Here is a 13,571-nt window from a genome sequence, read left to right on the forward strand (position 1 = left end):
TTTAACATAAATTCCACACTCCGTTTCATCTGGTATGACCAGATCATATTGCTGGATTCAGGAGACTGACATGCTCTACAAAGGCGACACCCTGTACCTCGACTGGCTGGAAGATGGCATCGCCGAACTGGTGTTCGATGCCCCAGGTTCGGTCAACAAGCTTGATACCGCAACCGTAGCCAGCCTCGGTCACGCGCTGGACGTACTGGAAAAACAAAACGATCTCAAAGGTCTGCTGCTGCGCTCTGAAAAAGCGGCGTTTATCGTCGGCGCGGATATCACCGAATTCCTCTCGCTGTTCCTGGTCCCTGAGGAGCAGTTAAGCCAGTGGTTGCATTTTGCTAACAGCGTTTTCAATCGTCTGGAAGATCTTCCCGTCCCGACGATCTCTGCCGTCAATGGTTACGCGCTGGGCGGCGGTTGTGAATGCGTCCTGGCGACCGATTACCGCCTGGCGACGCCGGATCTGCGTATCGGTCTGCCGGAAACCAAGCTTGGCATTATGCCGGGCTTCGGCGGTTCTGTGCGTCTGCCACGCTTGCTCGGCGCCGATAGCGCGCTGGAAATTATTGCCGCCGGGAAAGACGTCGGCGCCGATCAGGCGCTGAAAATCGGCCTGGTGGATGGTGTGGTCGCAGCGGAAAAACTGCGTGACGGCGCGCTGGCGATCCTGCGTCAGGCGATTAATGGCGATCTGGACTGGAAAGCAAAACGTCAGCCGAAACTAGAGCCGCTGAAGCTCAGCAAAATTGAAGCTACCATGAGCTTCACGATTGCCAAAGGCATGGTCGCACAAACTGCCGGGAAACATTACCCGGCGCCGATCACCGCGGTGAAAACCATTGAAGCCGCCGCACGTCTTGGTCGTGAAGAAGCCCTGGTGCTGGAAAATAAAAGCTTTGTCCCGCTGGCCCATACCAATGAGGCCCGCGCGCTGGTTGGTATCTTCCTGAACGACCAGTACGTCAAAGCGAAAGCGAAAAAGTTGACCAAAGATGTCGAGACGCCGAAGCATGCTGCTGTCCTGGGCGCTGGCATTATGGGCGGCGGTATCGCATACCAGTCGGCCTGGAAAGGCGTGCCGGTGGTGATGAAAGACATTAGCGACAAATCGCTGACCCTGGGCATGACCGAAGCGGCGAAACTGCTGAATAAACAGCTGGAACGCGGCAAAATCGACGGTCTGAAGCTGACCGGAGTGATCAGCACCATTCAGCCAACCCTGGAATACAGCGGTTTTGATCGCGTCGACGTGGTTGTTGAAGCGGTGGTCGAAAACCCGAAAGTGAAGAAAGCGGTGCTGGCCGAAACCGAGGCAAAAGTGCGCCCGGATACCGTGCTGGCATCCAACACCTCAACAATCCCCATCAGCGAACTGGCCAGCGTTCTGCAACGCCCGGAAAACTTCTGCGGTATGCACTTCTTTAACCCGGTGCATCGCATGCCGCTGGTTGAAGTGATCCGCGGCGAAAAAACCTCGGATAAGACCATTGCCAAAGTTGTGGCCTGGGCCAGCAAAATGGGCAAAACGCCGATCGTGGTCAATGATTGTCCCGGCTTCTTCGTTAATCGCGTGCTGTTCCCCTACTTCGCCGGCTTCAGCCAGCTGCTGCGCGACGGGGCGGATTTCCGCAAAGTCGACAAAGTGATGGAAAAACAGTTTGGCTGGCCAATGGGCCCGGCCTATCTGCTGGACGTGGTCGGCATCGATACCGCCCACCATGCTCAGGCCGTGATGGCGGCGGGCTTCCCGCAGCGGATGCAGAAAGATTATCGCGACGCCATCGACGCCCTGTTTGACGCCAACCGTTTCGGCCAGAAGAACGGCCTCGGTTTCTGGCGTTATAAAGAAGACAGCAAAGGTAAGCCGAAGAAAGAAGAAGACGCTGCCGTCGACGGCCTGCTGGCCGACGTCAGCCAGCCGAAGCACGATTTCAGCGATGAAGAGATTATCGCCCGCATGATGATCCCGATGGTTAACGAAGTCGTCCGCTGCCTGGAAGAAGGCATTATCGCCAGCCCGGCGGAAGCGGATATGGCGCTGGTATACGGCCTGGGCTTCCCTCCGTTCCACGGCGGCGCATTCCGCTGGCTGGACACCATCGGCAGCGCGAAGTATCTCGATATGGCACAGCAATACCAGCACCTTGGCCCGCTGTATGAAGTGCCAGCCGGTCTGCGTGACAAAGCGCGCCATAACGAAGCGTATTATCCCCAGGTAGAGCCAGCCCGTCCGGTTGGCGCTCTGAAAACGGCTTAAGGAGTCACAATGGAACAGGTTGTCATTGTCGATGCAATTCGCACCCCGATGGGCCGTTCGAAGGGCGGCGCCTTTCGCAACGTGCGTGCGGAAGACCTCTCCGCGCACCTGATGCGTAGCCTGCTTTCGCGTAACCCGTCGCTTGAGGCGAGCGCGATTGACGATATTTACTGGGGCTGCGTGCAACAAACGCTGGAGCAGGGTTTCAACATTGCGCGTAACGCCGCGCTGCTGGCAGAAATCCCGCACTCGGTACCGGCGACGACGGTTAACCGTCTGTGCGGTTCCTCCATGCAGGCGCTGCACGATGCGGCCCGTATGATCATGACCGGCGATGCCAGCGTCTGCCTGATTGGCGGCGTTGAGCACATGGGCCATGTGCCAATGAGCCACGGTGTCGATTTCCATCCGGGCCTCAGCCGTAATGTGGCGAAAGCCGCCGGCATGATGGGGCTGACCGCGGAAATGCTGGCGCGTCTGCACGGCATCAGCCGCGAAATGCAGGATCAGTTCGCCGCACGCTCTCACGCTCGCGCCTGGGCGGCGACGCAATCAGGCGCCTTCAAAGCCGAGATTATCCCGACCGGTGGCCACGATGCCGATGGCGTACTGAAGTCTTTTAACTATGACGAAGTGATCCGCCCGGAAACCACCGTCGAAGCGCTGGCGGCGCTGAGACCGGCATTTGATCCGGTGACCGGCACGGTAACGGCAGGCACCTCTTCCGCCCTTTCTGACGGCGCGGCGGCAATGCTGCTGATGAGCGAAAGCCGCGCCCGCGAGCTGGGGCTGAAGCCACGCGCCCGCGTCCGTTCGATGGCGGTGGTCGGCTGCGACCCGTCCATTATGGGTTATGGCCCGGTTCCGGCCTCAAAGCTGGCGCTGAAAAAAGCGGGCTTATCCACCAGCGATATCGACGTCTTTGAAATGAATGAAGCGTTTGCCGCGCAGATCCTGCCGTGTATTAAAGATCTGGGCTTAATGGAGCAGATTGACGAGAAGATCAACCTCAACGGCGGCGCGATCGCGCTCGGACATCCGCTGGGCTGCTCCGGGGCGCGCATTAGCACCACGTTGATCAATCAGATGGAACGCAAAGACGCTCAGTTCGGTCTGGCGACCATGTGTATCGGTTTAGGTCAGGGTATTGCCACTGTGTTTGAGCGGATTTAATCGAAGGGTTATCTCAACGCCATTGCGACCAGAAGCAGGCAGCAATGGCGAAGAGAGCAGGTTTAGTTGCCGTTCTTCCCGCCTGTCAGGGGCGGGTTTTTTATTTTCAGATAAACGCAAACGCATCGCCAAACAGGCGATCTTCACGCGCGCCGCGTTCGTTGCAGAACAGGTCGCGGGCAATCTTGGCCATCTCAAAACGACCGGCAATGTAGATATCATGCTCGGCCAGCGTGCCGTAATCCTGCAGCACGGCAGTCAGTACCGTACCGGAACGACCGCGCCACCCTTCTTCCGGTTGCTCGACCACCGGCTCGATGCGCAGATTCGGATGCTTGATGCTTAACGCTTCCAGCTCGGCCAGATCGTACAAATGCTTAGCCTCGCGGCCGCCCCAATAAATGGCGATATCGCGATCCGGGTTACGCGCCAGCGCGGTTAACAGAATAGAACGCACATAAGAGAAACCGGTGCCGCCGGCGATCAGAATCAGCGGGCGATCTTCGTCATCGCGCAGCCACGCTTCGCCATGCGGAATATCAACCTCAATTTCACGCTCTTTCAGAATGCGATCCATCACCGCCATCGCATACAGATTGAGTTCAGAAGCACCGATATGCAGCTCGATAAACTCGTGCTCTGACGGCGTGGAAGCCATAGAGAACGGACGCTTATCGCGCTCGTCCATTACCACCATCAGATACTGGCCAGCGCGGAAAGAGAATGCCGCTTCCGGTACTAATCGAACGCGATACACGGTATCGGTAATCGCCTCCACTGAGGTCACTTTACAGCTTAAGGTTGTCATGCGTCCCCTCTGTCGGGTCTATAGAGCAAAACAGCGGCGTTAGCCCCGCTTACTGTTATTTAAAGATGGCCAGTTCATCCCAGATGGCGTCGATGCGCGCCGTCACCTGAGGATCTTTTTTGATTGGACGACCCCATTCACGCTGGGTTTCGCCAGGCCATTTATTTGTGGCATCCAGCCCCATTTTTGAACCCAGGCCGGAAACCGGCGAGGCAAAATCCAGATAATCTATTGGCGTATTTTCTACCAGTACCGTATCACGAGCCGGGTCCATACGGGTAGTAATCGCCCAAATCACGTCGTTCCAGTCGCGTGCGTTGACGTCGTCATCGCATACGATCACGAATTTGGTATACATGAACTGGCGCAGGAATGACCAGACGCCCATCATCACGCGCTTGGCATGGCCCGCGTACTGTTTTTTCATGGTCACCACCGCCAGGCGATAAGAACACCCTTCCGGCGGCAGATAAAAGTCGACGATTTCCGGGAACTGCTTTTGCAGAATGGGCACAAAGACTTCGTTCAGCGCCACGCCCAGCACCGCAGGTTCATCCGGCGGACGACCGGTATAGGTCGAATGATAAATCGCGTCTTCGCGCTGGGTAATGTGGGTTACCGTAAACACCGGGAAGCTATCCACTTCATTGTAGTAGCCAGTATGATCGCCATACGGGCCTTCCGGCGCCATCTCACCGGCCTCAATGTAACCTTCGAGCACAATTTCCGCGCTGGCCGGGACTTCAAGGTCATTGGAAACGCACTTCACCACTTCGGTCTTGGTGCCGCGCAGCAAGCCTGCGAAAGCATATTCCGACAGGGTATCGGGCACCGGCGTCACCGCGCCCAGAATGGTCGCCGGATCGGCGCCAAGCGCCACGGATACAGGGAAACGCTCGCCAGGATGCGCCGCGCACCACTCCTGGAAATCCAGGGCGCCGCCGCGGTGAGACAACCACCGCATGATGAGTTTATTTTTGCCGATCAGCTGCTGGCGATAAATACCCAGATTTTGCCGCTCCTTGTGCGGGCCTCGGGTCACCGTCAGCCCCCAGGTGATCAGCGGCGCGGCATCTTCAGGCCAGCAGGTCATAATCGGGATTTTATTCAGGTCGACGTCATCGCCCTGGATGATTTTTTGTTGGCAGGGCGCACCGCGCAGGCGTTTGGTCGGCATATTCAGCACTTGCTTGAACTGCGGCAGCTTATCAAACAGATCGCGGAAGCCTTTTGGCGGCTCCGGCTCTTTCAGAAAGGCCAATAGCTTCCCGACTTCCCGTAGCGAACTGACGTCTTCCTGGCCCATCCCTAGCGCCACACGACGCGGCGTGCCAAACAGATTGCACAGCACCGGCATCGAGTAGCCTTTCGGGTTTTCAAACAGCAGCGCCGGGCCACCGGCACGCAGGGTCCGGTCGGCAATTTCGGTGATTTCCAGATGAGGATCGACCGGCAGAGTGATACGTTTTAGTTCGCCCTGTTGTTCCAGGAGTGTCAGAAAGTCGCGAAGATCGTGGTATTTCATGAAAGTGTTATTGACCTCTCTACAGGCGGCTAATTATACGGTGTTCGACGGCGCGATGCTGTAATTTTGTTAAATTAGCGTGAAAGAACGCTGAAATTTGGATTTCAATTATAATGGCTTTCGCGATTACACCAGCCATTTGTTATGCTTGCCGTTATTAGAAGTGGAATGAGTCATTATGCAAGCCTGGTACTTACTGTATTGCAAACGTGGGCAGCTACAACGAGCCCAGGAACATCTGGAACGTCAGTCAGTTAACTGCCTGATGCCGACGATTGCGCTGGAAAAAATCATTCGCGGTAAACGCACCATGGTCAGCGAACCGCTGTTCCCGAACTACCTGTTTATTGAGTTCGATCCAGAGGTGATTCATACCACTACCATCAGCGCCACCCGCGGGGTTAACAACTTCGTGCGCTTTGGCGCCCTGCCCGCTGTCGTTCCCTCGGCGGTGATTCATCAGCTCTCTATCTACAAACCAGAAGGCATTACCGACCCGGAAACGCCGCATGAGGGCGATAGCGTGCTAATCACCGACGGCGCGTTCGAAGGCTTACAGGCTATCTTCACCGAGCCGGACGGCGAAGCTCGTTCTATGTTGCTGTTAAACCTGCTGAATAAGCAAGTCCTGCAGAGCGTTAAAAATACCGACTTCCAGAAAATCTAAACGCCGTTAACGTCGATGCCAAACAGCGTCCTGACGTTTGCGTCCGTTTGCGCCTCCAGCCATTGCGTCTCTTCGCCCCGCCAGCTCGCGACGCTGGCCAGGATATGCGGCAAATACGCGGGCTCGTTACGCCGCGAGGCCGGTCTCGGCTTGAGGTCGCGAGGCAGCAGATAAGGCGCATCGGTCTCCAGCAGCAGACGTTCCGCCGGGATCGCCGGCAGCAGCTCGCGCAGCTCCAGTCCCCGCCGCTCATCGCATACCCAACCGGTAATACCGATAAACAGGCCCAGATCCAGGCATTCCTGCACCTCGCTGCGGCTGCCGGTAAAGCAGTGCAGCACCGCGCCCGGGATCTTCTCAAGCCAGGGTTTAAGCAACGCCAGAAACCGGTCGTGGGCGTCGCGGCAGTGTAAAAACACCGGCATCGACAGCTCAGCGGCCAGCGCCAGCTGGGCGCTGAACGCTGCCTCCTGCTCCTGCGGCGTGGAGAAATTACGGTTGAAATCCAGACCGCACTCACCTATCGCCACCACCTGTGGCTCGCGGGCGAGGGTATAAATCGCCTCGGCGACCGCTGGCGACCAGCTGCTGCCGTCATGGGGATGAACCCCTGCCGTGGACCAGCAACCGGAATAATGGCTCGCCATTCTCTGGGCCTGCTGGCTCTCCGGCAAATTTGTGCCGGTCAGCAGCATGCCGTGAACCCCCGCCGCCCGGGCGCGCGCCACCACCTCATCATGGTCGCGGGAAAACTGCGAACTGGTGAGATTAACGCCGATATCAAACATGATCGCTCCCATATGACAACCGCCCTGACGGGCGGTTGGCGGTATTACTCTTCTCTGTGCTCCGCGGCTTCAGCTTCGGCCGCAGCGTCGTCATCACGCGTCAGGCGCTTCCCGGTGTAGAAGCGGGCGAAGAACACCCCGACTTCAAACAGACAGTACATCGGAATGGCCAGCAGCGTCTGCGAGAATACGTCCGGCGGTGTCAGCAGCATGCCCACCACGAAGGCGCCCACCAGCACATACGGCCGTTTTTTGCGCAGTTCTTCCGGCGTAGTAACGCCCATCCAGCAGAGCAGCACAATGGCGACCGGTACCTCAAAAGAGACCCCGAAAGCCATAAACAGCGCCATCACGAAGTCGAGATAGCTGCGGATATCGGTCGAGACCAGCACCCCCTCTGGGGCAGCATGGGTCAGGAAGCCGAACGCCAGCGGAAACACGACAAAATAAGCGAAAGCCATGCCGATATAGAACAGCAGCGTACTGGATACCAGTAAAGGCACCACCAGCCGGCGCTCGTGCTTATACAGCGCCGGCGCGACGAAGGCCCATACCTGGTAAAGAATAATCGGCACTGACAGGATCACCGACACCATGAAGGTCAGCTTTATCGGCGTAAAGAAAGGTGAAGCGACATCAGTGGCGATCATCGTCGCGCCTACCGGCATCTTGCTGATAAGCGGGGCCGAGACCAGCTGGTAGATATCATTGGCGAAATAGACCAGCGCCAGGAAGATCACCAGGATAGCAATGATGCTGTTGAGCAGACGCTTGCGCAGCTCAATCAGATGCGAAATTAGCGGTTGTGTATCGTCTACGCCCATGTTTACGGTTTATCACTCGATGCGGGGGAAGAATGAGGGGCTGCCGCCGTAGCGGATGTTTTCTCTGCCGGAAGTTCAGCCGGTGAAGCGGGTTGCTCATCGGCGACAGGATCCGGCGCATGAGCCGGAGCGCTGGCCTGATGTTCTGCCGTCGCCGGCGTGACGTCCTGGCGCTGCGCTTCACTGCCTTTCACCACCGGATTAAGGATGGTATTGGCTTCGTCGCTGGCCTTTTCAGGATCGTGGGCGCTATAGGAGCGCTTCATCGACTCCGCGGCCTCGCGCAGTTCATCCATGGAGGCTTTCAGCTCCGGCGTCAGGTTATTCAGGCTGGCCTTTTCCACCTTCTTGAGGCTCTCCTGGAACTCCTGCAGTTTTAGCTCCTGGGCCAGCTCATTTTGTACCGTGGTCGCCAGCGAGCGTAGCGTACGGATCCAGCCAACCACCGTTTTAACCGCGACGGGAAGCCGCTGTGGCCCCAGAACAATGAGGCCAATCACAAACACCAGCAGTAGTTCACTAAAACCAATATCGAACACGAGTTACACCTGCTCTTTGTCGTGGCGTTTTGTCTCGTCTTTTTTTGCATCATCCTGTTTATCGGCGATGGTTTTCGCCGTGAAATCTGCGTCTGGCGCCGACTTTTCGGGTTTATCATCATCACTCATGGCTTTTTTAAAGCCTTTGATAGATGCCCCTAAGTCTGACCCCAGTGAGCTCAGCTTCTTCGTCCCAAAAAGCAGAACTACGATGACGACAACAATTAATAACTGCCAAATACTGATACCACCCATACACGTTCCCCTATGACAGATGATGAATTATGTGGACGCATTATACACGCCATCCTGCGAGCCGCCTCTTCGTCAGGCGACTGGCATGATTTTGCGCAAATAAGCCTGCGTCATGAAGAGGCGAACCGATCAGTGGGTTTTCCGCCAGCCAATCAGCCAGGTCACCACACCGCCGGCCATCAACCAGCCGGGCATCATTCCCCACTCAGGGCGATGGATAAAGAGCAGCGTACCACTGAGCAATAAAACCGCGCCTATACCAAACAGATAACGGGATTGGCCCTGGCGCACATGACGCACATGCATATCCCGCACGATGGTATCGACGCTGGTCTGCAGCTGTTTGCTCTGCTGCAGGCTCTGATACACCAGCTCAGGTATTTCAGGCATTCTTTCGATCCAGAACGGCGCTTTGTCTTTAAACGCGCGCACCAGCGCCGGAATGCCGACCTGATCTTTGATCCACGACTCGAGGAAAGGCTTCGCCGTTTTCCACAAGTCTAACTGAGGATAGAGCTGCCGGCCTACCCCTTCTACGTAAAGTAATGTCTTCTGTAGTAAAACGAGCTGCGGCTGGACTTCCATATTGAAACGCCGCGCGGTATTGAACAGATTAAGCAGCACGTGGCCGAAGGAGATCTCCGCCAGCGGCTTCTCAAAGATCGGCTCGCAGACCGTGCGGATCGCGAACTCAAACTCTTCGACATTCGTATCGGGCGGTACCCAACCGGAATCGACGTGCAGCTCAGCCACCTTACGATAATCGCGGTTAAAGAAGGCGATAAAGTTTTCCGCCAGATAGCGCTTATCTTCTTTGTTCAGCGAGCCGACAATACCGCAGTCGATGCCGATATACTGCGGATCTTCCGGGTGCTCGTAGCTGACGAATATGTTGCCAGGGTGCATATCGGCATGAAAGAAGCTGTCGCGGAACACCTGGGTAAAGAAGACCTGCACGCCCCGCTCCGCCAGCAGCTGCATGTTGGTCCCCTGGGCCTCCAGCGCCTCCACGTCGGACACCGGGATACCGTAGATGCGCTCCATCACCATCATGCTTTCGCTGCAGTAGTCGGGGTACACCTCCGGCACGTACAGCATCGGACTATCTTCGAAATTACGCCGCAGCTGAATGGCGTTGGCGGATTCCCGCAACAGGTTCAGCTCGTCCAGCAGCGTTTTTTCATATTCGCGAACCACCTCCTGCGGGCGCAGACGGCGGCCGTCAGGCAGTAGACGCGGTACCCAGCGCGCCAGGCGGTAGATGAGCTTCATGTCCGCTTTAATGATCGGCAAAATATCCGGGCGGATAACCTTGATCACCACCTCTTTGCCATTCTCTTTCAGACGTGCGGTATGCACCTGGGCGATGGACGCCGAGGCTAACGGCTCTACGGAGAAATCATCAAACCAGGCTTCCACCGGCAGGCCCCCCATCGCTTTCTCTATCTGCTGCTGCGCGAGCTTTCCTTCAAAGGGCGCTACGCGGTCCTGCAACAGCGCCAGCTGATCGGCAATATGCGGCGGGAAGAGATCCCGGCGGGTGGAAAGCATCTGGCCAAATTTAATCCACACCGGCCCCAGCTCCTGAAGCGCCAGGCGCAGACGAGTGCCAAGGGGTTGGTCTTGATGACGATTTGGCATCCAGAACAGCATCCGCCGCCAGATACGCAGCGGCAGCGTGAGACGAATTTTGGGGATGAGCTCATCGAGCCCGTAGCTCAAAAAGGTGTGGATGATGAAATACAGGCGCCGTAATTCTCCTGGCGTCATTTGCCCTCCAGCGTTTCCAGCCGTTTTTCCAGTGCGGCCAGCGCGCGTTCAATAGCCGTCGTTTCTTCCGCAAACCATGCCAGCTCCAGCGGCCCCGGTGCCAGTCGCCACTCTTCAGTGATCGCTTCTGCGACATAGCGCTGCTGGCGCTGCGCGCCTTTCAGTAAAAACTGAGCGCCGCCGCGGAGGACTTTGCCAACGCCTTCAGCCACGATATCGCCAGTATAAGGCGCCAGCAGTTCAGCGGGATCGAACTCCGCCAGATCGCACAGGGAGACCATATTCTGCACCACCTGCAGATCGCCCTGCACTTCCAGATCTCCGCTACGGATAAGCGCCGTGAGCTGCTGACGATTACGCAGTTTGGGCAGCACGCTGAGCCGGGTAATCACAGTGCAGTCGGCCTCTCCCTCCCAGGCGCTCAGGACATCAACCTGGCGTTCGCTGAACGCTAGTACGATCGGGGTGGAGAAGTCCTGCAGTTGAACTCGCAATACCTTACCCAGCAGGCGCTGACGAGCGGGTTTTAGCGCCTTGTCACGCCAGAGAAAAGTATTCAGCGCCGTCTCAATGCTAGCGGTCACCAGGGGTGTGAAAGGCATAGCGTCCCTCCTGTCAGAACTTGTAACCGCGATGCAAGGCAACGATACCCGCCGTCAGGTTGTGGTAGTCGACACTTTCAAAACCTGCATCCTGCATCATCCCTTTCAGGGTTTCCTGATCCGGGTGCATACGGATAGATTCTGCCAGGTAGCGATAGCTGTCGCCGTCTTTTGCCACCAGTTCCCCCACCTTCGGCAGGATATGGAAGGAGTAAGCGTCGTAGGCTTTGCTGAGCGGTTCGATAATCGGTTTAGAAAACTCCAGCACCAGCAGACGTCCGCCTGGCTTCAGCACGCGGTACATCGAACGCAGCGCTTTTTCTTTATCGGTAACGTTACGCAGACCGAAAGAGATGGTGATGCAGTCAAAGGTGTTATCAGCAAACGGCAGGGCTTCCGCGTTGGCCTGAACATACTCAACGTTGCCCACGATGCCGATATTACGCAGCTTTTCGCGGCCCATTTTGAGCATGGAATCATTGATATCAGCAAGCATGACGCGGCCGGTTTCTCCTACCAGACGGGAGAACTTGGCCGTCAAATCGCCGGTCCCCCCTGCCAGATCCAGCACGGTCTGCCCGCGACGTACGCCGCTGCAGTCGATGGTGAAACGCTTCCACAAACGATGGATACCAAACGACATCAAGTCGTTCATCACATCATACTTTGCCGCGACAGAATGGAATACATGCGCCACCATGTCCTGTTTCTGCTCTTTAGCGACCGTCTGAAAGCCAAAGTGCGTCGTTTCTTGTGAATCCTCAACCATCTCTATGCCTGCTTGCTTTTCAAGAAAATGTTCACTGAGTGTATCAGATTCAGCGCATTTCCCATACGTTTCAACGTGGCGGAGCCGCCTCCCGATTATGTAACGCCTCGGCAGAGTCGGCTGAAAATGCGTCATTTTCCGGGAGGTTATCCTCGTCTTCAAGACGATATTCATCGTCCTGGGCAGTGGCTTGTTCGACTAAATCAGGATTTATCCCGCGCTTCACCTCCACCCCCAGGCCGCGAAAGGCTTCCGCCTGGGCCAGCAGGTTCCCGCGCCCGGAAGCGAGCTTTTTCATCGCCTGGCGATAGTTCTCTTGCGCCTTATCCAGACTCTGGCCGATGGCGGACATATCATCCACAAACAGGCGCATTTTGTCGTAAAGGCGCCCCGCCCGCTCGGCGATCTTCTGCGCGTTGCGGCTCTGATGCTCATAGCGCCACAGATTGGCGATAGTACGCAGGGCTACCAGCAGCGTCGTCGGGCTGACCAGCATGATATTATTTTGCAACGCCTCGCTGATGAGCTCGGGCTGACGGTCGATGGCCACCAGGAACGCCGGCTCGACGGGAATAAACATCAGCACGTAGTCGAGAGAGCGCAGCCCCGGCAGTTGTTGATAATCCTTGCGTCCCAGCAGGCGAATATGGTTTCGCACCGAGGCAAGATGTTCCTGCAGCGCGACTTCGCGGGTGTAGTCGTCTTCGGCGTTGAAATAGCGCTCATAGGCGACCAGGGTCATTTTGGCGTCTATCACCACGTCCTTGCCCTGCGGCAGGCGGACAATGACGTCCGGCTGCATCCGCGAGCGGTTATCGGTCTCGATACTGACCTGGGTCTGGTACTCATAGCCTTCGCGCAGGCCGGAAGCCTCCAGCACGCGGGTTAAGACCACTTCCCCCCAGTTGCCCTGGGTTTTGTTATCACCTTTCAGCGCTTTCGTCAGGTTCAGTGCCTCCTGCGCCATCTGCGCGTTCAGCTGCTGAAGATTGCGGATCTCATGCGCCAGGGTGTGCCTTTCCCGCGCCTCCTGGCCAAAGCTCTCCTGCACCTGGCGGCGGAACCCGTCGAGCTGTTCGCGCAGCGGGGTCAGCAGACCATGCAGACTCAGGCGGTTTTGCTCATCGACGCGCCGGTTGCTGTGTTCGAAAATACGGTTGGCGAGGTTTTCAAACTGCTCGCTCAGGCGCTGCTCGCTGTTAACCATCTGACGGATCTTATCTTCCGCATGCAGCTGGGTGGATTCGAGCCGGGTGGTGACCTCACGCAGATCGGCCTCCAGCGAGGTATTGATATCCCGCAGACTGCGCAGCTCATTGTTCAGCAGCTCGCACTCCTCACGCCAGTGGGCCTCCTGCACCAGCTGCTGACGGGCGGCGCTCAGCTCAATATCCAGCTCTCGCCGCTCCTCAATGAGATCGGCCCGGATTTGGTCGGCGCGCGCTTTGGTTGCCAGCCAGCCGACCATTAACCCGGCAGCCAGTGCGATAACCGCGCTGATAATGATTGAGAGATCCACGACGCCCCCTGCGATAACCTGATGGCACAAAATAGAATTGTGCTGTACAAACGTCCAGTTTAAAAGGGATTT

The 13,571-nt window shown here is 57.0% G+C and carries 13 protein-coding genes; 3 read left to right on the forward strand and 10 right to left on the reverse strand.

What is annotated here, in order from left to right; translation table 11 throughout:
- Positions 1-70 precede the first annotated feature (70 nt).
- Complete coding sequence (gene fadB / locus SP68_RS24635) at positions 71-2,260, forward strand: fatty acid oxidation complex subunit alpha FadB (RefSeq protein ID WP_040970808.1); 2,190 nt, start codon at positions 71-73, stop codon at positions 2,258-2,260.
- A gap of 9 nt (positions 2,261-2,269) precedes the next feature.
- The gene (gene fadA, locus SP68_RS24640) at positions 2,270-3,433 is read left to right on the forward strand and encodes an acetyl-CoA C-acyltransferase FadA (protein WP_008807927.1); all 1,164 of its coding nucleotides are present in this window, start codon (positions 2,270-2,272) and stop codon (positions 3,431-3,433) included.
- 106 nt (positions 3,434-3,539) lie between these two features.
- On the opposite strand, the gene fre is transcribed toward fadA, so the two are convergent.
- On the reverse strand, positions 3,540-4,241 hold the full coding sequence (gene fre, locus SP68_RS24645; protein ID WP_008807928.1) for an NAD(P)H-flavin reductase: 702 nt from the start codon (positions 4,239-4,241) through the stop codon (positions 3,540-3,542).
- Between the two features lie 55 nt (positions 4,242-4,296).
- Positions 4,297-5,766 (reverse strand): 4-hydroxy-3-polyprenylbenzoate decarboxylase, encoded by a 1,470-nt coding sequence (gene ubiD, locus SP68_RS24650; RefSeq protein WP_008807929.1) that lies wholly within the window; start codon positions 5,764-5,766, stop codon positions 4,297-4,299.
- Between the two features lie 178 nt (positions 5,767-5,944).
- On the opposite strand from ubiD, the gene rfaH reads away from it, so the two are divergent.
- Entirely contained in the window at positions 5,945-6,433 is a 489-nt protein-coding gene (rfaH, locus tag SP68_RS24655) for a transcription/translation regulatory transformer protein RfaH (protein ID WP_008807930.1), read from the forward strand.
- On the opposite strand, the gene tatD is transcribed toward rfaH, so the two are convergent.
- The 8 genes from tatD to rmuC form a co-directional block, all read right to left on the reverse strand.
- A complete protein-coding gene (gene tatD, locus SP68_RS24660; RefSeq protein WP_162493294.1) occupies positions 6,430-7,233 on the reverse strand; it encodes a 3'-5' ssDNA/RNA exonuclease TatD in 804 nt (267 codons plus the stop codon). The genes rfaH and tatD overlap by 4 nt on opposite strands.
- A 32-nt stretch (positions 7,234-7,265) precedes the next feature.
- On the reverse strand, positions 7,266-8,045 hold the full coding sequence (tatC, locus tag SP68_RS24665; protein WP_004886745.1) for a Sec-independent protein translocase subunit TatC: 780 nt from the start codon (positions 8,043-8,045) through the stop codon (positions 7,266-7,268).
- Between the two features lie 2 nt (positions 8,046-8,047).
- A complete protein-coding gene (gene tatB, locus SP68_RS24670) occupies positions 8,048-8,584 on the reverse strand; it encodes a Sec-independent protein translocase protein TatB (protein ID WP_008807932.1) in 537 nt (178 codons plus the stop codon).
- Between the two features lie 3 nt (positions 8,585-8,587).
- A complete protein-coding gene (gene tatA, locus SP68_RS24675; protein WP_002883425.1) occupies positions 8,588-8,839 on the reverse strand; it encodes a Sec-independent protein translocase subunit TatA in 252 nt (83 codons plus the stop codon).
- A gap of 129 nt (positions 8,840-8,968) precedes the next feature.
- Positions 8,969-10,609 carry a ubiquinone biosynthesis regulatory protein kinase UbiB gene (gene ubiB, locus SP68_RS24680; protein WP_008807933.1) on the reverse strand — a complete coding sequence of 547 codons (1,641 nt, stop codon included), beginning with the start codon at positions 10,607-10,609 and terminating at the stop codon, positions 8,969-8,971.
- The gene (gene ubiJ, locus SP68_RS24685) at positions 10,606-11,211 is read right to left on the reverse strand and encodes a ubiquinone biosynthesis protein UbiJ (protein WP_008807934.1); all 606 of its coding nucleotides are present in this window, start codon (positions 11,209-11,211) and stop codon (positions 10,606-10,608) included. Before ubiJ ends, ubiB begins: the two co-directional genes overlap by 4 nt.
- Positions 11,212-11,224: 13 nt before the next feature.
- Positions 11,225-11,980 (reverse strand): bifunctional demethylmenaquinone methyltransferase/2-methoxy-6-polyprenyl-1,4-benzoquinol methylase UbiE, encoded by a 756-nt coding sequence (ubiE, locus tag SP68_RS24690; protein WP_008807935.1) that lies wholly within the window; start codon positions 11,978-11,980, stop codon positions 11,225-11,227.
- Positions 11,981-12,050: 70 nt separating this feature from the next.
- Complete coding sequence (gene rmuC, locus SP68_RS24695) at positions 12,051-13,499, reverse strand: DNA recombination protein RmuC (protein ID WP_008807936.1); 1,449 nt, start codon at positions 13,497-13,499, stop codon at positions 12,051-12,053.
- Positions 13,500-13,571: the final 72 nt, after the last annotated feature.

The sequence above is a fragment of the Klebsiella variicola genome (assembly GCF_000828055.2).
Classification (GTDB): Bacteria; Pseudomonadota; Gammaproteobacteria; order Enterobacterales; family Enterobacteriaceae; genus Klebsiella; species Klebsiella variicola.